Here is a 24,928-nt window from a genome sequence, read left to right as displayed (position 1 = left end):
GACTCTTTTGAAATGAGGAAAAATTCGATGAAAGAATTTAATAAATCAACAAAATTAGAACATGTGGCTTATGATATTCGTGGTCCTGTCTTAGAAGAAGCCATGAGGATGCGCGCAAACGGTGAGAAAATCCTCCGTTTGAATACAGGAAACCCAGCTGAGTTTGGTTTTACAGCGCCAGATGAGGTGATTCATGACTTGATTATGAATGCACGTGATAGCGAGGGGTATTCTGACTCGAAAGGGATTTTTTCTGCTCGGAAAGCTATTATGCAATATTGCCAGTTAAAGAATATTCCAAATGTTGATATTGACGATGTCTACCTTGGAAATGGAGTCAGCGAGCTGATTGTCATGTCTATGCAAGGTTTGCTAGACAATGGCGATGAGGTATTGGTTCCGATGCCGGATTATCCACTCTGGACCGCAGCGGTCAGTTTAGCAGGAGGGAATGCTGTTCACTATCTTTGTGATGAAGCTGCTGATTGGTACCCAGATATTGATGACATTAGATCGAAAATTACTTCTAATACAAAAGCTATTGTCGTTATCAACCCAAACAATCCGACAGGAGCTTTGTATCCTAAAGAGGTGTTGGAAGAACTTGTTGAAGTTGCGCGGCAAAACAACTTGATTATTTTTGCAGATGAGATTTATGACCGTTTAGTGATGGACGGTGAGAAACATACGGCTATCGCCAGTTTGGCTCCTGACCTCTTTTGTGTCAGCATGAACGGCTTGTCTAAATCACACCGTATCGCGGGTTTTCGTGTCGGGTGGATGGTGTTATCTGGTCCTAAATATCACGTGAAAGATTATATTGAAGGGCTAAACATGCTATCCAATATGCGTTTGTGCTCAAACGTCTTATCTCAGCATGTGGTACAAACGTCGCTTGGTGGTTATCAATCAGTCGATGAATTGCTGCTTCCTGGTGGGCGCATTTATGAGCAACGAAACTTTATTTACAAGGCTATCAATGAAATTCCAGGCTTGTCAGCAACCAAACCTAAAGCGGGGCTTTATATTTTTCCTAAAATTGACAGAGAAATGTACCGAGTGGACGATGATGAGCAATTCGTGCTTGATTTCTTAAAGCAAGAAAAGATTTTGTTGGTGCACGGACGAGGCTTTAACTGGAAAGATCCAGATCATTTCCGGATTGTTTATCTGCCTCGTGTAGATGAATTGGCACAAATTCAAGAGAAGATGACTCGTTTCTTAAGGCAATATCGGAGATGACGAAGAGCAGCCGAAAGGTTGCTTTTTTGTTGCTGAAATAAAAGAGCAATAAACTTAGCAGAACTAATTGCACACAATTGTATCTCAATAAACAATTTTCAGATAATTGTTGAAGATTAAAGCGCTTTATGATATAATCAATAAGATTATATGCGAGGTAAATTATGGCAAACTTATTAGCAAAAACACGAAAAATTACATCTATTTTGCGTCGTTCAGATGAGCGATTACAGGATGAATTACCTTACAATGCAATTACCCAGCAGTTAGCTGAAATTATGGATTGCAATGCCTGCATTGTAAACAGTAAAGGGCGTCTTTTGGGGTATTTCATGCGCTACAAGACGAATAATGACCGAGTGGAAGCATTTTATCAAACGAAAATCTTCCCAGAAGAATATGTTCGCACAGCGAATTTAATGTATGACACAGAGGCCAATCTTCCTGTCAATCATGATTTGTCAATTTTTCCTGTCGAAACCAAAGATGAATTTCCAGACGGCTTGACGACGATTTCGCCTATTCATGTTTCAGGGATTCGCTTAGGGACTTTGATTGTTTGGCGCAATGATAAAGAATTTGATGATGATGATTTGATTTTGGTTGAAATTGCAAGTACAGTGGTTGGTATTCAGTTGCTCAACTTCCAACGAGAAGAAGATGAAAAAAATATTCGTCGCAGAACAGCTGTAACCATGGCTGTAAATACTTTGTCTTATTCAGAATTACGAGCTGTTTCAGCTATTTTAGGTGAATTAAACGGTAATGAAGGTCAATTGACAGCATCGGTCATTGCGGATCGTATTGGCATTACTCGCTCGGTGATTGTCAATGCTCTGCGTAAACTAGAGAGTGCAGGCATTATTGAAAGTCGCTCTCTAGGAATGAAAGGGACCTATCTTAAAGTCCTTATTCCAGATGTCTTTGAAGAGATTAAAAAGAGAGATTACTGATGACAAAAGCATTGATTTCGATTGATTATACGGTGGACTTTGTAGCAGATAATGGGAAATTGACGGCAGGTGCACCAGCTCAGGCGATTTCTAAAACTATCGCACAGGTAACAAAGGTTGCTTTTGATCGAGGCGATTATATCTTTTTTGCCATTGATGCCCATGATGAAGGGGATATTTTTCACCCAGAGAGTAAACTCTTTCCACCACATAACATCAAAGGCACTAGTGGACGTAACCTTTATGGACCGTTGGCGGATTTTTATCAGGAGCATAAAGCAGATTCTCGCGTCTTTTGGATGGATAAACGGCATTATTCAGCTTTTTCGGGAACAGATTTGGATATTCGTCTGCGAGAAAGAAAAGTTGACACGGTGATTTTGACTGGTGTTCTGACGGATATTTGCGTTCTCCACACAGCTATTGATGCCTATAATTTAGGGTATCAAATTGAGGTGGTAGAGTCTGCTGTAGCTTCTCTTTCGGAGGAAAATCATAAATTTGCACTAAACCACTTGCAAAATGTTTTAGGTTCGACTATAATAGATAACAATTTAAAAGTAAAAAAGCAGTAGAGTAGGCTTGTTGACTTGAACAGAGAGTGCTGAAAGCTGAGAGCAGCACCAAGGAAGCAAAATCCGAAGAACATACTGTCAATGATATAATGGTTTTTTTCTATACTATTAATGGCAAAGGATGATATTGTCTGAAACTATTAGATCATTGTAAATAATTTGTGTGAATCAAAGCACAAACGTCTGCTCACGTTACGAGCTAGAGGTTGCAATGCAACGAATAACAGTGGTACCACGGCTTTCGTCTGTTTTACAGGCGGAAGCCGTTTTTCTATAGCTCTTAATGTTTTAGCGTTTAGAGCTATGATTATAGATTTACGTAGTAAAGTCAATGTTCCTTATAATTCTTAGTACTTAGAGGAGCGGTTGCAATTTTGTTAGTTGGACAAAAGCTGTAAACAAAAAATGCTTCCTACTTTTAGTATCTAGAGCTACGGTCGTAGATTTCTATAAGTAATTTGCGGCAAATGGTTAATTTGAAAATGAATTTAGAAAGAGGCAGAAAACATGAAAGAAGTTTTTATTGGGAACTACGGTTTAGAACAAGTTGGTCAGAAAATGACAGCGACTGGATGGGTCGCAAATATCCGAAATCATGGGAAATTGGCTTTTATAGAGCTACGAGACCGAGAAGGACTGCTTCAAGTTTTTGTCGCAGGTGATAGCCCGGCTTTTACTGAAATTGAACATCTACATAAAGAAGATGTGATTGCTGTTACAGGAGAAGTTGTCGAGCGAGAAAGTCGCTTTGTCAACAAAGCTATCAAGTCTGGACAGGTGGAACTACGAGCAGAGGCGATTCAAATCCTTGCAAACAGTAATCCTCTTCCTTTTGAACTTGATCAGCACGCCCATACAGGAGAAGAGTTGCGACAGAAATATCGCTATCTGGATTTGCGTCGAAGTAAGATGACAGAAAACCTCAAACTTCGTCATCAAGTAACCAGCACGATTCGTGACTACTTAAACGGTAAGGATTTTCTGGAAGTAGAGACGCCTTATTTGACGAAGTCCACGCCAGAAGGAGCCAGAGACTTTTTGGTTCCTAGCCGAGTTTTTAAAAATCAATTTTATGCCTTGCCTCAAAGTCCCCAAATGCTGAAGCAACTCCTAATGGGAGCTGGTCTGGAGCGTTATTATCAAGTTGTTCGCTGCTTTCGAGATGAGGATTTACGGGGAGACCGTCAGCCTGAATTTACTCAGGTCGATATGGAAATGAGTTTTGCTAGTGAAAAAGACATTCGCATGCTTGTAGAAGAGATGCTCAAAGCGGTTGTCAAGAAAACTCATGGTTTGGAGCTGACAGAAGCTTTTCCGACTATCAGTTATGAAGAAGCCATGAACCGCTTTGGTACAGATAAGCCGGATACGCGATTTGGTTTGGAATTAAAAAATCTGACCAATCTCTGTCAGGATAATCCCTCTCTTTTGCTGAAGCAGGCTTTTGCTCATCACGAAGAATTATGGGGCATTTGTGTTCCAAATGCTACGGATTCTTTCACGAAGAAGCAGCTCAGTCATTTCTATCAGGAAATGAAAGAATTTGGAGCTAGTAGGTTTGCTAGTCTTAAGGTGGAAGCAGGTGAATTTCAAGGGGATTTGGCTTCGACTTTTGAAGTAGAAGCAACAGCTTTCGTAGACCAATTCGAAGCGCAAGACGGTGATTTGCTTTTACTGGTCATCGCCAAGAGAAGACAAGCTCAAGAAGCCTTGGGGCACTTGCGATTGGAGATTGCCAAACAATTAGACTTAATCGATCAGAGTCGACTAGACTTCCTTTGGGTGCTGGATTGGCCTTTGCTAGAGTGGAATGAGGAGCAAGAACGCTATCAAGCCATGCACCACCCATTCACCCAAGGAATTTTTGAAAATGAGAAAGAAGATTTAGCTTCAATCAAAAGTCATGCCTATGATATTGTCCTTAATGGCTATGAAATTGGAGGCGGTAGTTTACGAATCCATGATCGAAAGAGTCAAGAAGCCATGTTTGAACTCTTGGGCATGGAAAAAGAAGATTACGAGCGTGACTTTGGCTTTTTCTTAGAAGCGCTTGATTATGGTTTTCCGCCGCATGGTGGTCTAGCACTGGGCTTGGATCGATTGGTTATGATTTTAGCTGGTGAAGAAAATATCCGTCAGGTCATTGCCTTTCCTAAAAATGGAACTGGTTTTGATCCTATGCTAGAAAGTCCCAGCCAAGTAGATGCGAGTCAAGTGAAAGAACTTCATTTGGAATTGAAGAACTAAGCCTATTTGTGATAAAATAAGAAGATGACTGTTTTTCGGTTATGCTGAAAAATAAAAGAAGAGAAAGGAAACAGAGATGAAAATTACTCAAGAGGAAGTAACGCATGTTGCCAACCTGTCAAAACTAGCTTTTTCACCTGAAGAAACAGCAGAATTTGCGACAACTTTGTCAAAAATTGTGGACATGGTGGAGTTGTTAAACGAAGTTGATACAACTGGTGTGCCTTTTACATCAAATGTTGCAGAAAATGTCAACTATATGCGTGAAGATGTAGCAGTTGCAGGTTGGAATCGAGAAGAACTTTTCCAAAATGTGCCTGAAAAAGAGCGAGGCTATATCAAAGTGCCTGCTATTCTAGATGACGGAGGAGACGCCTAATGACTTTGAATCAAAAAACAATTGAAGAATTGCATGATCTCCTTGTCAAAAAGGAACTTTCCGCAGTTGAGCTGACGAAAGCTACTCTGGAAGATATTAAGAGTCGAGAAAGTGCAGTTGATAGCTTTATTACGATTAGTGAAGAAGAAGCATTGGCGCAAGCAGCAGCAGTAGACGCGAAGGGAATTGATGCAGATAATCTTATGAGCGGGATTCCACTAGCTGTTAAGGACAATATTTCTACTAAGGGGATTTTAACGACAGCTGCATCAAAAATTCTTTACAATTATAAGCCAATTTTTGATGCAACCAGTGTAGAAAAACTCCATGAGAAAGATATGATTGTCATTGGTAAGACCAATATGGACGAATTTGCCATGGGTGGCTCCAGTGAAAATTCTTATTTTAAGACTACAAAAAATGCTTGGGACGCCACCAAAGTTCCCGGTGGTTCATCTGGTGGTTCAGCGACAGCAGTTGCTTCTGGTCAGGTTCGCTTGTCTTTAGGTTCTGATACCGGTGGCTCTATCCGTCAGCCAGCTTCCTTTAACGGAGTGGTCGGACTGAAGCCAACTTATGGACGAGTTTCTCGCTTTGGGCTCATTGCTTTTGGTAGCTCGTTGGATCAAATCGGACCTTTTGCTCAGACGGTCAAAGAAAACGCTCAGCTTTTGGGCGTAATTGCAGGCAATGATAAAAAAGACTCAACCTCTTCTCAACGAACTGTTCCTGATTTCACTAGCAAGATTGGTCAAGATATTAAAGGATTGAAAATTGCTCTTCCAAAAGAATATATGGGTGAAGGGATTGATGAAAAAGTCAAGGAACGCATTTTGGCAGCTGCTAAACATTTGGAAAGTCTGGGAGCGATTGTTGAAGAAGTCAGCCTGCCGCACAGCAAATATGGGGTAGCGGTTTACTATATCATCGCTTCATCTGAAGCCAGCTCTAACTTGCAACGTTTCGATGGGATTCGTTATGGCTATCGGGCAGATGAGATTGAGAACTTAGAAGATGTCTATGTCAAGTCTCGTAGCCAAGGTTTTGGTGAGGAAGTGAAGCGCCGGATTATGTTGGGAACATTTAGTCTATCTTCTGGTTATTACGATGCTTATTTCAAGAAAGCAGGTCAAGTTCGGACGCTCATTATGCAGGATTTTGCCAAGGTATTTGAAAAGTATGATTTGATTTTAGGACCAACTGCACCGACGGTTGCTTACGACTTAGGAACTCAAAGTCATGATCCAGTAGCTATGTATTTGGCTGACCTTTTGACAATTCCGGTCAATTTGGCAGGGCTTCCTGGTATCTCCATTCCAGCAGGCTTTGCGGACGGACTTCCGGTTGGTCTGCAATTGATTGGAAATCATTTTGATGAAGAAACGATTTATCAAGTGGCAGCTGCTTTTGAAGCAACGACAGACTACCACAAGCAAAAACCAGTCATTTTTGGAGGTGAAAAATAATGAACTTTGAAACGATTATTGGACTGGAAGTCCACGTTGAATTAAAAACAAATTCAAAAATTTTCTCACCAGCACCGGCTCATTTCGGAGAAGATCCAAATACCAACACCAATATCATTGACTGGTCTTTCCCAGGTGTCTTGCCGGTGATGAACAAGGGAGTTATTGATTACGGTATTAAGGCTGCTCTGGCGCTCAATATGGACATTCATCAAAAGATGCACTTTGACCGCAAGAATTATTTCTATCCAGATAATCCGAAAGCTTACCAAATCTCTCAATTTGACGAGCCAATTGGCTACAATGGCTGGATTGAGATCGAATTAGAAGACGGTACGACTAAGAAAATTCGCATTGAGCGGGCTCATTTGGAAGAAGACGCTGGAAAGAACACTCACGGCAGTGATGGTTATTCTTATGTTGACCTTAACCGCCAAGGCGTGCCGCTGATTGAGATTGTTTCAGAAGCGGATATGCGAAGTCCAGAAGAAGCCTATGCTTATCTGACAGCCCTTAAAGAAATCATCCAGTATACGGGTATTTCTGACGTCAAAATGGAAGAAGGGTCCATGCGCGTGGATGCCAATATTTCTATCCGTCCTTATGGTCAAGAAGAGTTTGGAACCAAGACAGAACTAAAAAATCTTAATTCCTTCAACTTTGTTCGCAAGGGCTTGGCTTTTGAGGAAAAACGTCAAGCTGAGATTTTGCGCAGCGGCGGTCAAATTCGTCAAGAAACCCGTCGGTATGACGAAGCAACGGGTGAAACCCTGCTTATGCGGGTCAAGGAAGGCTCGGCTGACTATCGTTACTTCCCAGAGCCTGACCTACCAAACTTTGAGATTGATGATAGTTGGATTGAGTCAGTGCGCTCAGATTTACCAGCCTTTCCAAAAGAACGTCGGGCTAAGTACAAGGCAGACTTTGGATTGTCAGACTATGATGCCAAGCAATTGACAGCAACGAAGAACATCTCTGACTTCTTTGAAGCTGCAGTGACAGCAGGTGGAGACGCGAAATCTGTGTCAAACTGGCTCCAAGGTGAGGTTGCTCAATACCTCAATGCTGAAGGTAAAACGATTGAAGAAATCGGCTTAACACCAGTCAACTTGACTGAAATGTTGAGTTTGGTGGCAGACGGTACGATTTCCTCTAAAATCGCTAAAAAAGTCTTTGTTCATTTGGCGAAGAATGGTGGTTCAGCCAAGGAATACGTTGAAAAAGCTGGCTTAGTGCAGATTTCTGACCCAGCACAACTTCTTCCAATCATCCAAGAGGTTTTTGCCAATAATGAAAAAGCAATCAACGACTACAAGGGTGGCAATAAGAATGCTGCCAAGTCCTTAATTGGTCAGCTCATGAAAGCAACCAAAGGACAAGCTAATCCACAAGTAGCTCAAAAACTTCTTAATGAAGAATTGGCAAAGTTGTAAAATCTAAAAAAAAAATCAGTCGTTTCGGCTGATTTTTTGTGCTATAATCATAGAATGGAAAAGCTTGGGGGTAAGATATGTCAAAAATAGCAAAAGGCACCATTTTAACCTTAGTCGCAGGAATTGCATGGGGATTGTCTGGGACGAGCGGACAATACTTGATGACGCATGGATTTCCTGTTTTAGTTTTAACGAATATTCGACTTTTAATTGCAGGACTTCTGTTGGTATTGTATATGTTGCTAACTAATCGTAGAAAATTGGTTGAAATGATAAAAGACCGAAAAGCAATAATGTCTTTAGCACTGTTTGCTTTGTTAGGATTGTTGCTCAATCAATTTGCTTATTTAAAGTCTATTTATGAAAGCAATGCAGGAACGGCAACCGTTTTACAATATGTCTGTCCGGTTGGAATCCTTGCTTACACTTGTATCAAAGACCGTGTTGCACCTACTGTGACAGAAGTATTGTCTATGATATTGGCTGTTGGTGGTACTTTTTTGATTGCCACCCATGGACAACTCAATCAGTTATCTGTCACACCTGCAGGACTGTTCTGGGGGCTGTTTGCCGCATTCACTTACGCTTTGTATATTCTTATTCCGATTCAGCTGATAAAGATGTGGGGCAGTATTTCAGTGATTGGAGTGGGCATGATGCTAGCAGGCATTGTCTTAACGCCATTTAGCGGTATTTTGCGTTTTCATTGGCAGTTGTCAATGAAAGTATATCTGGCTTTAGCGGGGATTATTTTAGTGGGGACAATCCTCGCCTATACACTGTTTCTCAAAGGAACCAGTTTAGTCGGGCCTGTGAAATCTAGCCTTCTAGCGGCTGTTGAGCCTATATCGGCTGTATTTTTCGCCTTTCTCATTATGCACGAGCAATTTTACTTTTTGGATTTTGTCGGGATGTTCATGATTTTATCAGCAGTTGCCTTGATTTCTATAAAAGATTTGATATTGGAAAAAAGGAAAGGAATCTTATAAAAGGCAGAGCGAATCGCATTGCTCTGCCTTTTATTTTGAAAATAATTGCCAAAAGAAATCAATGATGTATGTCAAACCGTAAGTGTAGATGACTAGTGTGATTGGTTTGCACAAAATGATAATCATCATATATTTCTTAAAGGTCATCTTTGTTAAGGCTGCTAACATACAAAGAAAATCCGCTGGGCTGATAGGCCAAATCATCATAAAGATGAAAAAACGCTCAAAACGATTGTCTTCATCCAGCCAACCGATGTACTTATCATAGGTGCGTTTACTGACGACCGATTGGACAAAAGCAGAACCGTAGGTACGCGCTAGGTAAAAAATAATAGCACAGCCGATGACGATGCCGATATAATTATAAATGGTTCCAATGATATGACCATAAATAAAAATACCAGCAACCGAAGTCAAAGCTCCAGGAATAATAGGAACAACTGTCTGTAGAATTTGCAGGAAAATAAAGAGTGGCGGTCCCCAAATGCCAGCTTGCTTAATAAAGGCTGACAGAGTTTCTTTGGATTGTAAAATGCCAGTATAATAGGCCCAGATACAGAAAATTACTGTTCCAACTGCTCCAACAATAGAAGACCAGTTGATAAATTTTTGTAAAAGAGGGGAGACGGCAGTCATTTTCTTACTCGTATTTGCCATAAGTTCCTCCGTGTTAAATTCTCTATTCTTACTATAACATTTTTAAACATTTTTTGGCAAATTGTACATAAAATCGATGAAAAAATCTAGGGTGCGAAAACTCTTTTTTTATGTTAAAATAGGTAGAAGTATAATGTTTGGAGAGAAATGTGGCAATTGAAAACTACATGCCTGATTTTGCGATTGAGGCAGTTTATGATTTGACAGTTGAAAGTTTAAAAAAACACGGTATCAAGGCTGTTTTGGTGGATTTAGATAATACTCTTATCGCATGGAACAATCCTGACGGAACGCCAGAAATGAAACAGTGGCTCCATGACGTGCGCGATGCAGGGATTCGGATTATTGTGGTGTCCAATAACACTAAAAAACGAGTAAAACGAGCAGTTGAAAAGTTTGAAATTGACTATGTCTGTTGGTCTATGAAACCATTCACTTGGGGGATTGATCGGGCGCTGAAAGAATTTCATTTTGAAAAAAATGAAGTTGTCATGGTGGGAGATCAACTCATGACGGACATTCGAGCTGCTCATAGAGCTGGAATTCGTTCGATTTTGGTTAAGCCACTGGTTGAGCATGATTCGTTAAAGACCCAGATTAACCGAGCTCGTGAGCGTCGTGTGTTGAAAAAAATCACCGAAAAATATGGATCGATTGAGTATAAAAAAGGAATTTAAGTATGGAAGACATTCTCTGTATTGGGTGTGGAGCACCGATTCAGACAAAATATAAGGATAGGCTTGGCTACACCCCTCAGTCGGCTTTGGAAAAGGGAATGGAGACAGGTGAGCTGTATTGTCAGCGCTGTTTCCGTCTGCGTCACTACAACGAAATTACCGATGTGCAATTGACAGACGATGATTTTCTCAGACTTCTCCACGAAGTCGGCGACAGCAATGCTCTCGTAGTCAATGTAGTAGATATTTTTGATTTTAATGGTTCGGTGATTCCGGGTTTGCCACGCTTTGTGGCTGGTAACGATGTGCTGTTGGTCGGGAATAAAAAAGATATTCTCCCTAAGTCGGTTAAGACGAGCAAGGTTGCCCAATGGCTGACGGAGCGGGCTCACGAGGAAGGACTGCGCCCTGTTGATGTAGTTTTGACTTCAGCTCAAAACAAGCAAGCGATTAAAGAATTGATTGAAAAGATTGAGCAATATCGGAAAGGCCGAGATGTTTATGTGGTCGGCGTGACCAATGTTGGTAAGTCCACACTTATCAATGCCATTATTCAGGAAATTACTGGGGATAAGGAAATCATTACGACTTCGCGTTTTCCAGGGACCACACTGGATAAGATTGAGATTCCGCTGGCTGACGGCAGTCATATCTACGACACACCAGGGATTATCCACCGCCACCAAATGGCTCATTATCTGTCTGCTAAAAATCTTAAATATGTCAGTCCTAAAAAGGAAATCAAACCCAAAACTTACCAACTCAATCCTGAACAAACCCTCTTTTTAGGGGGCTTGGGGCGCTTTGATTTTGTGTCAGGTGATAAACAAGGCTTTACGGCTTATTTTGACAATGAACTCAAATTGCACCGCACCAAGCTTGTAGGAGCGGGAGAATTTTATGAAAAGCATGTTGGCTCTTTGCTAGCACCGCCCTCTAAAAAAGAAGTGGCAGATTTTCCTCAGCTCGTCAAACATGAGTTGAAAATTGAAACCAAAACAGATGTAGTCTTTTCAGGCTTGGGCTGGATTCGCGTGACAGGACCAGCAAAGATTGTAGCCTGGGCACCAGAGGGAGTTGCAGTAGTGACCCGAAAAGCCATTATCTAAGGAATTCTAGTAAGAAACCGTCACAGTTAAACCAATTTTTAGAAAGGAATTGAACACGAGTTAAAACTTTGGAAAATAGAAAAATTCTCTTAGAAAATCATTGATTCTTCGTCGAATTTCCTAGTTTTCTGTTGGTTTTGTCGTTCTTTGTATCTTATTATGTCATTAACATCCAAACAACGAGCTTTTTTAAATAGTCAAGCTCACAGTCTCAAACCCATTATTCAGATTGGCAAAAACGGTCTCAACGACCAGATTAAAACGAGTGTTCGTCAAGCTCTAGATGCTAGAGAATTAATTAAAGTAACTCTTCTACAAAATACAGATGAGAACATCCATGAAGTAGCAGAAATTCTCGAAGAGGAAATCGGTGTGGATACTGTTCAAAAAATTGGCCGTATTTTAATTCTCTACAAACAGTCTAGCAAAAAGGAAAACCGCAAAATTTCAGTAAAGGTAAAAGAAATTTAGAGGAAGCAGCCTATGGCAATTGAATTACTGACTCCCTTCACCAAGGTGAAGTTGGAACCAGAAGTAAAAGCAAAAAAAAGAAAGCAGGTGGGGATTTTAGGTGGAAACTTTAATCCAGTTCATAATGCCCATTTGGTTGTGGCGGATCAAGTTCGGCAACAATTATGTTTAGATCAAGTCTTGCTGATGCCTGAGTATGAGCCACCACATGTTGATAAGAAATCCACGATTGATGAGAAGCACCGACTGAAAATGCTGGAGTTGGCGATTGAAGGTATTGAAGGTCTGGGAATTGAAACCATTGAGTTAGAGAGAAAGGGTATTAGTTACACCTATGATACGATGAAGCTCTTGACGGAAAAACATCCAGATACAGATTATTATTTCATCATCGGAGCGGATATGGTAGATTACCTTCCCAAGTGGCATCGAATTGACGAATTAGTTGATTTGGTGCAATTTGTTGGTGTTCAGCGCCCCCGTTATAAAGCTGGTACCTCTTATCCAGTTATCTGGGTAGATGTGCCGTTGATGGATATTTCTTCGAGCATGGTTCGAGATTTTCTAGCTCAAGGTAGGACGCCTAATTTTCTCCTACCCAAGCCAGTTTTAGACTATATTGAGAAAGAAGGGCTTTACAATAATGGGATATGAAACTTACGTGGGAATTTCTCGTGAGCAGCTTTTAGTCAAAATGCAGCATCTTTTACCAGAGAAACGTTTTAAACATTGTCTGGGAGTGGAACAAGCAGCGATTGACTTGGCAGAGCGCTTCGGAGTAGATGTAGAAAAAGCTGGTTTGGCAGGTCTGCTCCATGATTATGCGAAAAAGCTCTCTGACGAAGAATTTCTGGCGCTGATTGATAAGTATGCTTTGGATCCAGCATTGAAAGATTGGGAAAATAATGTCTGGCATGGCATGGTCGGCATTTATAAAATTCAGGAAGATTTAGGATTGGCAGATCCAGAAATTTTGAGAGCTATTGAGGTTCATACCGTAGGTTCTGCTCAGATGTCCGATTTAGATAAGGTGATTTATGTAGCAGACTATATTGAGCCTAATCGGGACTTTCCAGGAGTGGAGCAAGCGCGTGAAATTGCTCATGTTTCGCTCAACCAAGCTGTGGCTTATGAAACAGCACATACAGTGGAATACTTGGCACACAAGGGCTTGCCTATCTTCCCACAAACTATTGAGACTTATAATGCGTATGTCGGCTTTATGAAAGATGATAAATGAAAACAGCTCTGTTAGTGATTGATATTCAAACAGCCTTGATAGAGGCTAAACCGTATGCTGTTGATAACTGCTTGTCTGTCTGGCAAAAAGCAATCGCCACTTGTCGTGAGAAAAACATTGAGGTGATTTACATCCGCCACAATGACGAAGAATTACTGACAGGAAGCCATGGCTGGGAAATTTACGGAGCTATTGCTCCAGAAGCTGACGAGAAAATCTTTGATAAGCATTATAATAGTGCTTTTAAAGAAACTCATTTACAGACTTATCTGGATAGCCAAGCTATTGAGCGGCTGATTATCATTGGCATGGCAACGAATTATTGCATTGATACGACTGTTAAGGTGGCGTTTGAATTTGGCTATAATTTGGCAGTTGTTAAAAATGGCACGACCACCTTTGCTGAAAGAGAAATTACAGCAGAACAATTAATACAGCATTATGAAAATACTTGGAACGGACGTTTTGCCCAAGTGGCTGATTTAGAAGAAATTTTAAAAGAGGATTAAATGGATAAAAAAGAACTATTAGAAATTGTTGTAAAAGCAGCGGATGAAAAACGAGCAGAAGACATTACTGTGCTAGATTTGCAAGAATTGACGACGATGACAGACTATTTTGTCATTGCCAGCTCTATGAACAGCCGTCAACTAGAAGCTATTGCTGATAATATTCGTGAAAAAGTTACAGAAGCAGGGCAATCAGCTAGCCATGTAGAAGGAGACTCTGCTGGAGGCTGGGTGCTTTTGGATCTAGGCGGGGTGGTTGTTCATATTTTTTCTGAGGAAATGCGGAATCACTACAACCTTGAAAAACTCTGGCATGAAGCCGTTGGTGTGGATGTGACACCATTGCTTGAGAAACAAGCCTTGTAGATAAAAAACGATGAGGGTTGAGGACATTGTCCCAACCTCTTTCAATGAGAAGAAAGGAAGAGTACCTTTTTGGTACTTCTAGATAAGATGACAACTTATGAAACCTTCGCATCAGTCTATGATGCTATTATGGATGATAGTCTTTATGATAAATGGACCGATTTTTCGCTCCGCCATTTTCCAAAAAATAAGAAAAAGCTCTTAGAATTAGCTTGTGGAACAGGAATTCAATCCGTACGCTTTGCCAAAGCTGGCTTTGATGTGGCAGGACTTGATTTGAGTGACGAGATGCTTGAAATCGCTCGTAAACGTGCCAAAGAAGCAGGTGAAGCCATTGAATTCAAACAGGGCAACATGCTTGATTTATCGCAAGCTGGGAAATACGACTTGGTGACTTGTTACTCTGATTCAATTTGCTACATGGCCGATGAAGTTGAAGTCGGTGATGTCTTTCAGCAAGTTTACAACTGTTTGAACGAAGGCGGCGTTTTCATTTTTGATGTGCACTCAACTTACCAGACAGATACCGTCTTTCCTGGTTATTCTTACCATGAAAACGCTGATGAATTTGCCATGGTCTGGGATACATACGCCGATGAAGCACCCCATTCAGTCGTGCATGAATTGACCTTCTTCTTGCAAGACGAAGACGGGCGCTTCACACGTTATGACGAAGTCCATGAAGAACGCACTTACGAAGTCTTAACTTACGATATCCTCTTGGAACAAGCAGGCTTCAAATCATTCAAACTTTACGCCGACTTTGAGGACATAAAGCCACGCAAAAAATCAAACCGCTGGTTCTTTGTGGTGGAGAAATGAGAAAATCGTTATATCCCCACGTATTATATGTATAAAGGAATGATTTAATGTTTCAATTATTAATTATTGTAGGAATCGTAGTTATAGAATTTTGTGTATTGAAGAATATTTTATCCGTGAATGTAAAAGATTATCAGGGATTTAGTACGAGATTTTTTTCTCCAAGCAACAATAGTATCAGTACAGGCAGTGTTATTTTCTGGATATTGGCTTCTCCTATTTTTTCGTCTCTAGCATATATATTTACTTTATTTGTAAATTCTACACTGGAGTGTAATTATATCCAATTTGATATGCTTTGGCTTATAAGTGTACTGTTTTGGTTATGGTTTTCTCTATTAGTGTTTGTATTAGGGAGACGAAAACTGGTAAATTGGCTTTTTGTTAGTTTTATAGCTGGAAGCTCAATTCTGTTTAATTGGTATTTATCTTCAATATCTTTTACTGGAGATGTAAAAGATATACTGCCGAATGCTAATAATACGACATTTCAGCTTTACTTGATATTGGGAATATTTTTAGTTTCAACAATACAAATTATTTATGAGCGAGATGATTACGATTTAAGACGTACTAGATTCATTTTAGAGAAGTTGGATTTGTACCTTTCTAAGTTTAAAGTTTTATTTGAATTAGAAGGTGAAGAACTTTACTTGGCTCTTGCAATTCTGATAGTGGAAGATTTTGAACGCCCAAAATTTATTAGATATATAGAGAATATTATAAAATCTTCTACCCGAAATATTGCGCAAAATGATTCTAGAAATGATAATCATAGCGTTTCTTTACTTGTGAAAGAAATTCATGATTTATATATTATAGGAGAAGATGATTACCCTTACCAGAGAATAAGGAATTTCGCCTTAAAATACAATAATTCTTCGAGATATGCTGATGATGTCTGGAAAATATATGACGAAGTGTCTAAACTTGATGAAAATATAAAATTGTTGAAAAAAACAAACCACAATGTTAGTGAAGAGCTAATTTAAAATAGGAGCGCCACATGACTATCACCGGTATCATTGCAGAATTCAATCCCTTCCACAATGGTCATAAATACTTGCTAGAGCAGGCTAAAGGTTTAAAAATTATTGCCATGAGCGGCAATTTTGTCCAACGTGGTGAGCCCGCGATTGTAGATAAGTGGATACGCGCGGAAATGGCTCTGCGAAATGGCGCTGATTTGGTGGTTGAATTGCCATTTTTGGTGGCTGTTCAGTCAGCTGACTACTTCGCACAAGGAGCAGTAGATATTTTAGAGCGCCTTAGTGTGAATAAGTTGACCTTTGGCACGGAAGAGGTCTTAGATTATCAACACTTTTCACAGATTTATACAGATAATCAACAGAAAATGCTGGACTACGTACAAAGTTTGCCAGATGATTTGTCTTATCCACAGAAAACACAGAAAATGTGGGAAAAGTTTGCTGGTGTAAAATTCACAGGCAATACACCCAATCACATTTTAGGACTTTCTTATGCCAAAGCTTGTGCTGGAAAGGCTATTGAGATTCTTCCAATCAAGCGTCAAGGAGCTGGCTATCATTCGCAAGAAGAAAATTTAAAATATGCCTCAGCTACGGCTCTTAGAGAGCGTCTTAATTGTCCAGATTTTCTGGAGAAATTTACCCCGGCTCATGAACTGCTGATTCAGTCTCCCAAAGTGACCTGGTCAGCACTTTATCCTTTGCTGCGTTACCAGATTATCAGTCATCCCGATTTGACGAGTTTTTATCAGGTTAATCGAGAACTTGCGGTGCGCTTGCAGGAAGCAGTGAAAACCAGTTATAGCGTAGAGGAGCTGGTTGAACAAGTCGCAACCAAGCGATATACGAAAGCACGAATCAGACGAATTCTGACTTATATTTTGGTCGGTGCAAGAGATGAGCTTTTGCCTAGTGGGATTCACGTATTAGGCTTTACTCAAGCAGGTCGGGAACATCTCAAAAAGATGAAAGGGAAAACAGACTTCGTCAGTCGCATCGGTCAAGAACCATGGGATTCCTTAACCCAGCGAGCTGATTGTATTTATCAGCTAGGGAACGCCCAACTAGAGGAGCAGAATTTTGGGAAAATCCCGATAATGATAGATTGATGCAAAAATTATTTTATAGAGTTAGACATTGTCAATAATTTGCTAGTGAAATTCAACCTGACTTGTGATATAATAAAAAAGATTGAAAAAGTGAAAATCTAAAGGAGAATATCCAATGGGACGTAAATGGGCCAATATTGTGGCGAAAAAAACTGCCAAGGACGGTGCAAACTCAAAAGTTTATGCTAAATTTGGTGTTGAAATCTATGTAGCAGCTAAAAAAGGAGAGCCAGATCCAGAATCGAACTCAGCTTTGAAATTTGTTATTGAACGTGCGAAGCAAGCGCAAGTGCCAAAGCATGTTATTGACAAAGCGTTAGATAAGGCAAAAGGAAATACAGACGAAACCTTTACTGAAGGACGTTATGAGGGCTTTGGTCCAAATGGTTCAATGCTTATTGTGGATACACTAACTTCAAATGTCAATCGTACCGCAGCAAATGTTCGTTCTGCCTTTGGTAAAAATGGTGGAAACATGGGAGCGAGTGGCTCAGTGTCTTATATGTTTGATAATAAAGGTGTGATTGTGTTTGTAGGAGACGATGCAGATAGCGTCTTTGAACAATTGTTAGAAGCAGATGTAGACGTAGATGATGTAGAAGCAGAAGACGGTACTATCACCGTTTATACAGCACCAACAGATTTGCACAAAGCCTTGACTGCTCTCCGCGAATCTGGTGTAGAAGAATTCCAAATTACCGAATTGGAAATGATTCCACAATCTGATGTGGTATTATCAGGCGAAGATTTAGAAACATTTGAAAAGTTGTATGCTGTTTTAGAAGACGACGAAGATGTCCAAAAGATTTATACAAATGTAGAAGGATTTTAATAGTGAAGAAAGAGTCCGACAGCTACTGCGTCAAGAGTTTTTTACTAATACAGATTGAGACTGAGATAATTTTGTCCCAGTCTCTTTTTTTGTTACTTACTAATCTCTCAGTGTTTTTTAAGAAATTTAGTTATAAGACCGTAAGTATGTTGAGCTAGTATCTTCTTTACTTTGATAGAGTAGACATGAAGTTTGGTAGAAAAGGTGGCTAGCTAATAATATGTAGTTGAAGAGTGAGGTTGGTTTCCAAGACTGCTTGTTGTAGCTTAGTTTATTCTAAAAATTCAAATAAGGAGCGTAAAAAGCAGACAAACCAGTGATAAACTATAAGTTGAGAGAAGTAAACTATTGGTCGATTGAGTTTGTAAGAAAAGGTGCTACAATATAATTAGCAAATGGAAGGAGGAAAAATCTGATGAAAAAACAAACACTAGGTATGATGATTTCATCATTAAGGAAAGCAAAAGGGATGACACAATTAGAACTGGCTGAAAAGATGGGGGTCACTGATAAGGCTGTTTCAAAATGGGAAAGAGATTTATCCTATCCAGATATTAATACCATTCCTAAATTAGCAGACCTGTTTGATACATCGGTAGATGAGCTGATGCAAGGACAGACAGTGATGAAAGAAAACAAGAAAAATAGAAAATCTGATATTGTTGACACCGTGTTGAGAGGACTTGGAGTAGCCATGGGGATTGTTGTAGTGGTTTTATCTGCTTTAGGAAAAGTGGACACTAAGGCTGCACTGACAATGCTTGGACTTGGTTTAGCCAGCCTTTCTATCTCCTCACTAAAGGATAGAAACGAATGAGAATAATTGTTAAAGACGTTGGTGAAATAACTATCGCCTTTTCTGGTAAGTTTTCATATTCAGGTCATCTAGAGATTTTACATGGGGTTATATTACAATGGTAATAAGATTCTCGCAAGCGTCTGGGAACAGGGGGAATGGACGCTTTTAAGCGTATCAATCCTAAGTTTTTAGTATGGTAAAGAATTATTCGGGTGCACAATTTGTCAAAGACCTTGTAGCTAGATTATCGTGGCAATTATTGCCTTACCATTGTCAATTGCTTTGGCGATTGCTTCGAGGGTCAATCCAGAGCAAGATCTTTATACAGCTGTTGTAGTTGGTTTTTTCATTTCCTTTTTTAGGTGGGAGTCGTGTTTAGATTGGTGAGCCAACAGCCGCTTTGGTTGTTATCATTTATGGAATTATTGCGCAATACGTTCTGGCTGGTCTGACAGTGGCTGCTTTCTTAGCTGGTCTTATGCTCATCGGCATAGGTTTGTTGCATTTTGATGATCTGATTAAATTTATTTCAAAGACCATCACTGTTGGATTTACCCTTGAAATTGCCGTTGGAATCATCGTTGGACAAATCAAGGACTTATTTTGTCTGAACAAGGTAAAAATGTCTTAATTCTTCGTATGCGCAGTGTGTCTGCAATGGATATTTCAGGATTGGATGCTCTTGAAGAGCTCCTTGGCAAATGTCAACGAACAACCTTATCATGTCATGGAAAAAGCAAGCTTTATTGATAGAGTTGGTGCAGACAACTTTTGTGCTAATATTGATGTCGCTTTAACGCGCGCAGCTAGTTTAGAAAAGTAATTGAGTTTTCCACTATTCGTCAAATGTATCAATGGTTGGTAAAAATCTGATTTCGTTTAGCTCTACTTGATAAAGAAAATCTATCACTTTGATAAAAATCAAATAATAGTCAAGAAGGAAAATATTTGATATGATAAGATTTATCTTAATGAAAGAGGTTATTATAGGAATATGAAAAAAGTGTTAAAATATTCTTCTTTAACAGCCCTTGGGCTTTTGACAATAGGAGCTTTAGCAGCGTGCTCCAATTCAAAATCAACGACTTCATCTGGAAAAACAGAAATTAAAGTCGCAACGAATGCTTCACCCAAGCCGTTTAACTATGAAGAAAATAGTAAACTAACAGGTTATGAAATCGAAGTCGTTCGTGCGATCTTCAAAGATTCTGACAAATACAAGGTAAAATTTGAAACAACAGAGTGGTCAGGTATTTTCGCAGGTCTGGATAGTGATCGCTACCAAATGGCGGTCAACAATATCAGCTATACAAAAGAACGTGCAGGAAAGTATTTGTATGCAGCTCCAACTGCTAAAAATCCAAACGTTTTAGTGGTGAAAAAATCTGATAAAAGCATTCAATCGCTGGATGATATTGGTGGGAAAACAACAGAAGTTGTACAAGGGACAACGACTGCAGCACAATTAGAAAAATACAACCAAGAACATTCTGGCAATCCAACGAAAATTAGCTATACAAAAGCAGATTTTCAACAGATTATGAGTCATTTAAACGACGGTAAGTTTGATTATAAGATTTTTGATAAAATTGGTGTAGAAACAGTCATTAAAAATCAAAAACTGGACAACTTGAAAGTGATTGATTTACCAAGTGACCAACAACCTTATGTTTATCCACTTTTAGCAAAAGGACAAGATGAGTTGAAAACATTTGTTAATAGGCGCATTCAAGAGTTGTATAAAGACGGAACTCTGGAAAAACTATCCCAAAAATTCTTTGGCGGTAGTTACTTGCCAGTAGAAGCAGATGTGAAATAAGAGAATGTAAAGCCAGCTAGTTTCAAAGTTTCAGTTGGTTTTCTTATACAAAACAGTTATAGTTTATAACTATATCCTTTGTTATGAAATAACAATTTGTCAATCAGGTAAATATGTGCGATACTATTTTCATAAGATTTTTAAAGGAGACAGAAAATGAAATTTAAAAAATGGTTTGGAATAACAGCTCTAGCAGCTGTAGCAGTGATTGGCTTAGCAGCTTGTGGTTCAGAAAATAAAAGTGACGACGCCAAAACGATTAAAGTTGGTGTAATGACAAAGAGTGACTCAGAGGAAAAACGCTGGGACAAGATTCAAGAATTGTTGAAAAAAGATAATATCAAGTTGAAATTTACAGAATTTACGGACTACTCGCAACCAAATAAAGCGGTCGCTGATGGTGAAGTGGATATCAATGCTTTCCAACATTACTATTTCTTGAACAACTGGAACAAGGAAAACAAGCAAAACTTAGTTGCAACTGCTGAAACTTATATCTCACCCATTCGCCTCTACTCTGGTACCAAAAATGGAAAAAATAAATATACGAAAGTAGATCAAATTCCAAATGGTGCAGAAATTGCAGTTCCAAATGATGCGACAAATGAAAGTCGGGCGCTTAATTTATTGCAATCTGCAGGATTGATTAAATTAGACAAGTCTGGAAATGAATTGGCAACTGTGGCAAATATCAAAGAAAATCCGAAAAAATTGAAAATTACAGAATTGGATGCTAGTCAAACAGCTCGCTCATTGACTTCAGTAGATGCAGCCGTTGTAAACAATACATTTGTAACAGAAGCAAAATTGGACTATAAAAAAGCCTTGTTCATTGAACCGAAAGATAAAAATTCAAAACAATGGTTTAACATCATTGCAGCTAAAAAAGATTGGGAAAAATCTCCAAAAGCAGATGCCATTAAGAAACTCATTAAAGCTTATCATTCAGATGAAGTGAAAAAAGTGGTTGAAGAAACATCAGATGGTTTAGACCAACCGGTTTGGTAATCTTTATTTCATTAGCTGTATTTCAGTCTAAAAACTCAGTTGGAATTACCGACTGAGTTTTGTCGCCATTCTATAAGGAGAAAATATGACATTTTCAAGTGAAGAAGAGCAAATTAAAAAATTTGAACAAGATATAGTAACACAAGAATATATCGCCATTTTACGAACTTTGATTGCTAAAAAATCAATCTTCGCTCAACAAGTCGGTTTACAAGAAGTGGCTGCTTATCTAAAAGAAATCTTTACAAAAGCTGGTGCGGAGGTGGAATTAGATGACAACTATACAGTGCCATTTGTGATAGCGAAGTTTAAAAGTTCAAACCCTACAGCTAAGACAATTATTTTTTATAATCACTACGACACGGTTCCGGCAGATAGCGATCAGATTTGGACAGATGACCCATTTACCTTATCTATTCGAGACGGTGGCATGTATGGTCGCGGAGTAGATGATGACAAAGGACATATTATCGCGCGTTTGACGGCTATGCAAAAATATTTACAAAAGCATAAAACGTTACCTGTCAATGTCATTTTTATGATGGAAGGAGCAGAAGAGTCTGCTTCTGTTGATTTAGAAAAATACCTAGCCAAACACAAGGTGCTTCTGCAAGGAGCAGATCTTCTCGTTTGGGAACAAGGAATTAAAAATTCTTTGGGTCAACTAGAAATTTCTGGTGGGAACAAGGGAATTGTGACCTTTGATATGAAGGTCAAAAGTGCGGAAGTGGATATTCATTCTAGCTTTGGTGGTGTGATTGATTCGGCTTCTTGGTACTTGTTGAACGCCCTTGCTAGCTTGAGAGATAAGGATGGACGTATTCAGGTAGAAGGGCTTTATGATCAAGTAATCACACCTAATCAACGAGAGTTAGCTTTAGTGGAACAATACGCTCAGCGCAGTCCAGAAGAAGTAGAAACTATTTATGGTTTGGAATTACCTTTATTACAAGAAGAGAAAAAATCTTTTTTAAATCGAATTTTCTTTGAACCATCTTTGAACATTGAAGGAATTACTTCTGGTTACCAAGGTCAAGGAGTGAAGACGATTCTTCCGTCAGAAGCTTCGGCAAAAGTAGAGGTTCGCTTAGTGCCAGGACTGGAACCACATGGAGTATTGGAACTGATTCGCAAACAACTCGACAAAAATGGTTTTGATAAGGTAGAATTAGTTTATACTTTGGGAGAAATGAGCTATCGTAGTGATATGAGTGCGTCGCCGATTTTAAATGTCATTGAACTAGCTAAGAAATTCTATCAAAAAGGAGTTTCTGTCTTACCAACTACAGCAGGTACAGGACCGATGCACACGGTATTTGAAGCACTTGAGGTACCAATGGTCGCCTTTGGACTTGGAAATGCGAATAGTCGAGACCATGGCGGTGATGAAAATGTCCGCATTGCAGATTATTACACCCATATTGAATTAGTAGAGGAGCTGATTGCAAGTTATGAGTAAAGAAATGATTCAGTTAGATCACATTGATGTAACTTTTCAACAAAAGAAACGTCAGATTCAAGCAGTTAAAGATGTGACGATTCATATTCAAGAAAGAGATATCTATGGAATTGTCGGTTATTCTGGGGCTGGGAAATCAACCTTGGTTCGTGTCATTAACCTACTGCAAGTTCCAACGAGCGGGGAAATTATTGTAGATGATGATGTTCTTTTTGACAATAAAGTAACCTTGACAGCAGAACAGCTGCGCCGCAAACGTCAAGACATCGGCATGATTTTTCAACATTTTAATCTGATGAGTCAATTGACAGCAGAAGAAAATGTCGCTTTTGCATTGAAACATTCTGGCTTATCAAAAGAAGAAAAGAAAGAAAAAGTGCGTACACTGTTGGAGTTGGTCGGTTTAGCAGATCGCGCTGAAAATTATCCTTCTCAGCTTTCTGGAGGGCAAAAACAGCGGGTTGCAATCGCGCGTGCTTTAGCAAATGACCCTAAAATCTTGATTTCTGATGAATCAACCTCAGCTCTAGATCCAAAAACAACTAAACAAATTTTAGCTCTTTTACAAGATTTAAATCAAAAGCTGGGATTAACAATTGTTTTGATTACTCATGAGATGCAAATTGTCAAAGACATCGCTAATCGTGTCGCAGTTATGCAGGACGGTCAACTGATTGAAGAAGGTTCTGTTTTGGATATTTTCTCTAATCCTCAGCAAGACTTAACCAAAGACTTCATCGCGACTGCAACAGGAATTGATGAAGCTATGGGCAAGATTGAGCAACAAGAAATTGTCAAACATTTGGCGAAAAATAGTCTCTTGGTGCAAATGAAGTACGCAGGAACCTCTACAGATGAACCCTTGCTGAATGAAATTTACAAACATCATCAAGTTACTGCCAATATACTCTATGGAAATATTGAAATTTTAGGTGGAACACCTGTCGGAGGACTGGTCGTTGTTTTATCTGGTGAAAAGGAAAATCTAGCAGCGGCTAAAACAGCTATTCGTGAAGCTGGTGTTCAATTGACAGTATTGAAGGGAGAAGCATAGATGGAAAACTTTATTCAAACATACTTGCCGAATGTTTATCGAATGGGTTGGAGCGGTCAAGCTGGCTGGGGAACAGCTATTTACTTGACGTTATATATGACAGTTATTTCTTTTATTATTGGTGGATTATTGGGGTTAATTGCAGGGCTTTTTCTTGTTTTGACTGCTCCAGGTGGTGTCTTGGAAAATAAAATAGTTTTTTGGATTTTAGACAAAATCACGTCTATCTTCCGCGCCATCCCATTTATTATTTTGTTAGCTGTTCTTTCACCTTTTTCACACTTGATTGTGGGGACTAGTATTGGACCAAACGCAGCTATTGTACCACTTTCTTTTGCCGTATTTGCTTTCTTTGCTCGCCAAGTTCAAGTTGTTCTTGCCGAATTGGACGGCGGTGTTATCGAAGCTGCTCAGGCAAGCGGAGCGACTTTCGGTGACCTAGTTGGTGTCTATCTACGTGAAGGTTTGCCAGATTTGATTCGTGTGACAACAGTCACTCTTATTTCTCTCGTTGGCGAGACTGCAATGGCTGGTGCTGTCGGTGCTGGAGGAATCGGGAATGTTGCGATTGCTTATGGCTTCAATCGCTATAATAACGATGTAACAATTTTAGCAACGATCATTATTATTGTACTTATCTTTGCCATTCAGTTTGCTGGTGATTTTTTGACTAGAAAATTAAGCCATAAATAGGATAGCTGAGATGATTGTTAGAGATAAACAA

Annotated in this window: 27 protein-coding genes and 1 pseudogene; 27 read left to right on the top strand and 1 reads right to left on the bottom strand. The window is 39.4% G+C overall.

Annotated elements, in window-relative coordinates; all coding sequences use genetic code 11:
- The first annotated feature begins 27 nt into the window (after nucleotides 1-27).
- The 8 genes from RG565_RS06740 (at nucleotide 28) to RG565_RS06705 (ending at nucleotide 9,284) form a co-directional block, all read left to right on the top strand.
- On the top strand, nucleotides 28-1,242 hold the full coding sequence (locus RG565_RS06740; protein WP_003039623.1) for a pyridoxal phosphate-dependent aminotransferase: 1,215 nt from the start codon (nucleotides 28-30) through the stop codon (nucleotides 1,240-1,242).
- Between the two features lie 164 nt (nucleotides 1,243-1,406).
- Entirely contained in the window at nucleotides 1,407-2,195 is a 789-nt protein-coding gene (gene codY / locus RG565_RS06735) for a GTP-sensing pleiotropic transcriptional regulator CodY (RefSeq protein ID WP_003028802.1), read from the top strand.
- Complete coding sequence (locus RG565_RS06730; protein WP_070670591.1) at nucleotides 2,195-2,770, top strand: cysteine hydrolase family protein; 576 nt, start codon at nucleotides 2,195-2,197, stop codon at nucleotides 2,768-2,770. The genes codY and RG565_RS06730 overlap by 1 nt, the downstream gene beginning before the upstream one ends.
- 507 nt (nucleotides 2,771-3,277) lie before the next feature.
- Complete coding sequence (aspS, locus tag RG565_RS06725; RefSeq protein ID WP_247937101.1) at nucleotides 3,278-5,017, top strand: aspartate--tRNA ligase; 1,740 nt, start codon at nucleotides 3,278-3,280, stop codon at nucleotides 5,015-5,017.
- A gap of 76 nt (nucleotides 5,018-5,093) precedes the next feature.
- Entirely contained in the window at nucleotides 5,094-5,396 is a 303-nt protein-coding gene (gene gatC / locus RG565_RS06720) for an Asp-tRNA(Asn)/Glu-tRNA(Gln) amidotransferase subunit GatC (protein WP_003028817.1), read from the top strand.
- Nucleotides 5,396-6,862 (top strand): Asp-tRNA(Asn)/Glu-tRNA(Gln) amidotransferase subunit GatA, encoded by a 1,467-nt coding sequence (gatA, locus tag RG565_RS06715; RefSeq protein ID WP_195323323.1) that lies wholly within the window; start codon nucleotides 5,396-5,398, stop codon nucleotides 6,860-6,862. The genes gatC and gatA overlap by 1 nt, the downstream gene beginning before the upstream one ends.
- Nucleotides 6,862-8,295, top strand: coding sequence for an Asp-tRNA(Asn)/Glu-tRNA(Gln) amidotransferase subunit GatB (gene gatB, locus RG565_RS06710; RefSeq protein WP_003039491.1), 1,434 nt, complete (start codon nucleotides 6,862-6,864; stop codon nucleotides 8,293-8,295). Before gatA ends, gatB begins: the two co-directional genes overlap by 1 nt.
- 77 nt (nucleotides 8,296-8,372) lie before the next feature.
- Nucleotides 8,373-9,284 carry a DMT family transporter gene (locus RG565_RS06705; protein ID WP_247937102.1) on the top strand — a complete coding sequence of 304 codons (912 nt, stop codon included), beginning with the start codon at nucleotides 8,373-8,375 and terminating at the stop codon, nucleotides 9,282-9,284.
- A 30-nt stretch (nucleotides 9,285-9,314) separates the two neighbouring features.
- Here the strand turns inward: RG565_RS06705 and RG565_RS06700 are convergent, their stop codons facing one another.
- Nucleotides 9,315-9,941: a TVP38/TMEM64 family protein gene (locus RG565_RS06700; RefSeq protein ID WP_247937103.1), complete on the bottom strand. Its 627-nt coding sequence runs from the start codon at nucleotides 9,939-9,941 to the stop codon at nucleotides 9,315-9,317.
- A 149-nt stretch (nucleotides 9,942-10,090) separates the two neighbouring features.
- Here RG565_RS06700 and RG565_RS06695 point away from each other — a divergent pair, with 149 nt between their 5' ends.
- From RG565_RS06695 to RG565_RS06605, 19 genes and pseudogenes are all read left to right on the top strand, one after another.
- Nucleotides 10,091-10,618: a YqeG family HAD IIIA-type phosphatase gene (locus RG565_RS06695; RefSeq protein ID WP_003039408.1), complete on the top strand. Its 528-nt coding sequence runs from the start codon at nucleotides 10,091-10,093 to the stop codon at nucleotides 10,616-10,618.
- Nucleotides 10,619-10,620: 2 nt separating this feature from the next.
- A complete protein-coding gene (gene yqeH / locus RG565_RS06690; RefSeq protein ID WP_059221435.1) occupies nucleotides 10,621-11,727 on the top strand; it encodes a ribosome biogenesis GTPase YqeH in 1,107 nt (368 codons plus the stop codon).
- 159 nt (nucleotides 11,728-11,886) lie between these two features.
- Nucleotides 11,887-12,198 (top strand): ribosome assembly RNA-binding protein YhbY, encoded by a 312-nt coding sequence (yhbY, locus tag RG565_RS06685; RefSeq protein ID WP_003039538.1) that lies wholly within the window; start codon nucleotides 11,887-11,889, stop codon nucleotides 12,196-12,198.
- A 12-nt stretch (nucleotides 12,199-12,210) separates the two neighbouring features.
- Nucleotides 12,211-12,852, top strand: coding sequence for a nicotinate-nucleotide adenylyltransferase (locus RG565_RS06680; RefSeq protein WP_003039720.1), 642 nt, complete (start codon nucleotides 12,211-12,213; stop codon nucleotides 12,850-12,852).
- Nucleotides 12,842-13,438 carry a bis(5'-nucleosyl)-tetraphosphatase (symmetrical) YqeK gene (gene yqeK, locus RG565_RS06675; protein ID WP_247937104.1) on the top strand — a complete coding sequence of 199 codons (597 nt, stop codon included), beginning with the start codon at nucleotides 12,842-12,844 and terminating at the stop codon, nucleotides 13,436-13,438. Before RG565_RS06680 ends, yqeK begins: the two co-directional genes overlap by 11 nt.
- Complete coding sequence (locus RG565_RS06670) at nucleotides 13,435-13,947, top strand: cysteine hydrolase family protein (protein ID WP_247937105.1); 513 nt, start codon at nucleotides 13,435-13,437, stop codon at nucleotides 13,945-13,947. Before yqeK ends, RG565_RS06670 begins: the two co-directional genes overlap by 4 nt.
- Nucleotides 13,948-14,313 carry a ribosome silencing factor gene (rsfS, locus tag RG565_RS06665; protein WP_106083041.1) on the top strand — a complete coding sequence of 122 codons (366 nt, stop codon included), beginning with the start codon at nucleotides 13,948-13,950 and terminating at the stop codon, nucleotides 14,311-14,313. It abuts the gene before it with no gap.
- Nucleotides 14,314-14,400: 87 nt separating this feature from the next.
- Nucleotides 14,401-15,135: a class I SAM-dependent methyltransferase gene (locus tag RG565_RS06660; RefSeq protein ID WP_247937113.1), complete on the top strand. Its 735-nt coding sequence runs from the start codon at nucleotides 14,401-14,403 to the stop codon at nucleotides 15,133-15,135.
- 47 nt (nucleotides 15,136-15,182) lie between these two features.
- Nucleotides 15,183-16,127 (top strand): hypothetical protein, encoded by a 945-nt coding sequence (locus RG565_RS06655; RefSeq protein ID WP_003039509.1) that lies wholly within the window; start codon nucleotides 15,183-15,185, stop codon nucleotides 16,125-16,127.
- 14 nt (nucleotides 16,128-16,141) lie between these two features.
- A complete protein-coding gene (locus tag RG565_RS06650) occupies nucleotides 16,142-17,233 on the top strand; it encodes a nucleotidyltransferase (protein WP_247937106.1) in 1,092 nt (363 codons plus the stop codon).
- A 115-nt stretch (nucleotides 17,234-17,348) separates the two neighbouring features.
- Nucleotides 17,349-18,065, top strand: a complete 717-nt coding sequence (locus tag RG565_RS06645; RefSeq protein WP_247937107.1) for a YebC/PmpR family DNA-binding transcriptional regulator — start codon at nucleotides 17,349-17,351, stop codon at nucleotides 18,063-18,065.
- Nucleotides 18,066-18,480: 415 nt separating this feature from the next.
- A complete protein-coding gene (locus RG565_RS06640; protein ID WP_003026092.1) occupies nucleotides 18,481-18,882 on the top strand; it encodes a helix-turn-helix domain-containing protein in 402 nt (133 codons plus the stop codon).
- A 137-nt stretch (nucleotides 18,883-19,019) separates the two neighbouring features.
- Nucleotides 19,020-19,477, top strand: a pseudogene (locus RG565_RS06635) (SulP family inorganic anion transporter); the annotation flags it as partial.
- Between the two features lie 81 nt (nucleotides 19,478-19,558).
- Complete coding sequence (locus RG565_RS06630; RefSeq protein ID WP_255261429.1) at nucleotides 19,559-19,687, top strand: hypothetical protein; 129 nt, start codon at nucleotides 19,559-19,561, stop codon at nucleotides 19,685-19,687.
- A gap of 171 nt (nucleotides 19,688-19,858) precedes the next feature.
- Complete coding sequence (locus tag RG565_RS06625; RefSeq protein WP_247937108.1) at nucleotides 19,859-20,683, top strand: amino acid ABC transporter substrate-binding protein; 825 nt, start codon at nucleotides 19,859-19,861, stop codon at nucleotides 20,681-20,683.
- A gap of 156 nt (nucleotides 20,684-20,839) precedes the next feature.
- A complete protein-coding gene (locus tag RG565_RS06620) occupies nucleotides 20,840-21,691 on the top strand; it encodes a MetQ/NlpA family ABC transporter substrate-binding protein (protein ID WP_003028865.1) in 852 nt (283 codons plus the stop codon).
- Between the two features lie 85 nt (nucleotides 21,692-21,776).
- Complete coding sequence (locus RG565_RS06615; RefSeq protein ID WP_247937109.1) at nucleotides 21,777-23,150, top strand: M20/M25/M40 family metallo-hydrolase; 1,374 nt, start codon at nucleotides 21,777-21,779, stop codon at nucleotides 23,148-23,150.
- Nucleotides 23,143-24,204: a methionine ABC transporter ATP-binding protein gene (locus tag RG565_RS06610; RefSeq protein WP_247937110.1), complete on the top strand. Its 1,062-nt coding sequence runs from the start codon at nucleotides 23,143-23,145 to the stop codon at nucleotides 24,202-24,204. The genes RG565_RS06615 and RG565_RS06610 overlap by 8 nt, the downstream gene beginning before the upstream one ends.
- Nucleotides 24,205-24,897, top strand: coding sequence for a methionine ABC transporter permease (locus tag RG565_RS06605; RefSeq protein WP_003028872.1), 693 nt, complete (start codon nucleotides 24,205-24,207; stop codon nucleotides 24,895-24,897).
- The last annotated feature ends 31 nt before the right edge of the window (nucleotides 24,898-24,928 follow it).

It is taken from the genome of Streptococcus sp. IsoGale021 (assembly GCF_031142795.1).
GTDB classification, from domain to species: Bacteria; Bacillota; Bacilli; order Lactobacillales; family Streptococcaceae; genus Streptococcus; species Streptococcus hominis.
This window is presented reverse-complemented; position numbering and strand designations above follow the sequence as displayed.

Excerpts from the sequence above, each read along its gene's own strand:
- RG565_RS06740 (WP_003039623.1), top strand. The coding sequence starts at position 28 with ATGAAAGAATTTAATAAATCAACAAAATTAGAACATGTGGCTTATGAT.
- codY (WP_003028802.1), top strand. The coding sequence starts at position 1,407 with ATGGCAAACTTATTAGCAAAAACACGAAAAATTACATCTATTTTGCGT.
- RG565_RS06730 (WP_070670591.1), top strand. The coding sequence starts at position 2,195 with ATGACAAAAGCATTGATTTCGATTGATTATACGGTGGACTTTGTAGCA.
- aspS (WP_247937101.1), top strand. The coding sequence starts at position 3,278 with ATGAAAGAAGTTTTTATTGGGAACTACGGTTTAGAACAAGTTGGTCAG.
- gatC (WP_003028817.1), top strand. The coding sequence starts at position 5,094 with ATGAAAATTACTCAAGAGGAAGTAACGCATGTTGCCAACCTGTCAAAA.
- gatA (WP_195323323.1), top strand. The coding sequence starts at position 5,396 with ATGACTTTGAATCAAAAAACAATTGAAGAATTGCATGATCTCCTTGTC.
- gatB (WP_003039491.1), top strand. The coding sequence starts at position 6,862 with ATGAACTTTGAAACGATTATTGGACTGGAAGTCCACGTTGAATTAAAA.
- RG565_RS06705 (WP_247937102.1), top strand. The coding sequence starts at position 8,373 with ATGTCAAAAATAGCAAAAGGCACCATTTTAACCTTAGTCGCAGGAATT.
- RG565_RS06700 (WP_247937103.1), bottom strand. The coding sequence starts at position 9,941 with ATGGCAAATACGAGTAAGAAAATGACTGCCGTCTCCCCTCTTTTACAA.
- yqeH (WP_059221435.1), top strand. The coding sequence starts at position 10,621 with ATGGAAGACATTCTCTGTATTGGGTGTGGAGCACCGATTCAGACAAAA.
- yhbY (WP_003039538.1), top strand. The coding sequence starts at position 11,887 with ATGTCATTAACATCCAAACAACGAGCTTTTTTAAATAGTCAAGCTCAC.
- RG565_RS06680 (WP_003039720.1), top strand. The coding sequence starts at position 12,211 with ATGGCAATTGAATTACTGACTCCCTTCACCAAGGTGAAGTTGGAACCA.
- yqeK (WP_247937104.1), top strand. The coding sequence starts at position 12,842 with ATGGGATATGAAACTTACGTGGGAATTTCTCGTGAGCAGCTTTTAGTC.
- RG565_RS06670 (WP_247937105.1), top strand. The coding sequence starts at position 13,435 with ATGAAAACAGCTCTGTTAGTGATTGATATTCAAACAGCCTTGATAGAG.
- rsfS (WP_106083041.1), top strand. The coding sequence starts at position 13,948 with ATGGATAAAAAAGAACTATTAGAAATTGTTGTAAAAGCAGCGGATGAA.
- RG565_RS06660 (WP_247937113.1), top strand. The coding sequence starts at position 14,401 with ATGACAACTTATGAAACCTTCGCATCAGTCTATGATGCTATTATGGAT.
- RG565_RS06655 (WP_003039509.1), top strand. The coding sequence starts at position 15,183 with ATGTTTCAATTATTAATTATTGTAGGAATCGTAGTTATAGAATTTTGT.
- RG565_RS06650 (WP_247937106.1), top strand. The coding sequence starts at position 16,142 with ATGACTATCACCGGTATCATTGCAGAATTCAATCCCTTCCACAATGGT.
- RG565_RS06645 (WP_247937107.1), top strand. The coding sequence starts at position 17,349 with ATGGGACGTAAATGGGCCAATATTGTGGCGAAAAAAACTGCCAAGGAC.
- RG565_RS06640 (WP_003026092.1), top strand. The coding sequence starts at position 18,481 with ATGAAAAAACAAACACTAGGTATGATGATTTCATCATTAAGGAAAGCA.
- RG565_RS06625 (WP_247937108.1), top strand. The coding sequence starts at position 19,859 with ATGAAAAAAGTGTTAAAATATTCTTCTTTAACAGCCCTTGGGCTTTTG.
- RG565_RS06620 (WP_003028865.1), top strand. The coding sequence starts at position 20,840 with ATGAAATTTAAAAAATGGTTTGGAATAACAGCTCTAGCAGCTGTAGCA.
- RG565_RS06615 (WP_247937109.1), top strand. The coding sequence starts at position 21,777 with ATGACATTTTCAAGTGAAGAAGAGCAAATTAAAAAATTTGAACAAGAT.
- RG565_RS06610 (WP_247937110.1), top strand. The coding sequence starts at position 23,143 with ATGAGTAAAGAAATGATTCAGTTAGATCACATTGATGTAACTTTTCAA.
- RG565_RS06605 (WP_003028872.1), top strand. The coding sequence starts at position 24,205 with ATGGAAAACTTTATTCAAACATACTTGCCGAATGTTTATCGAATGGGT.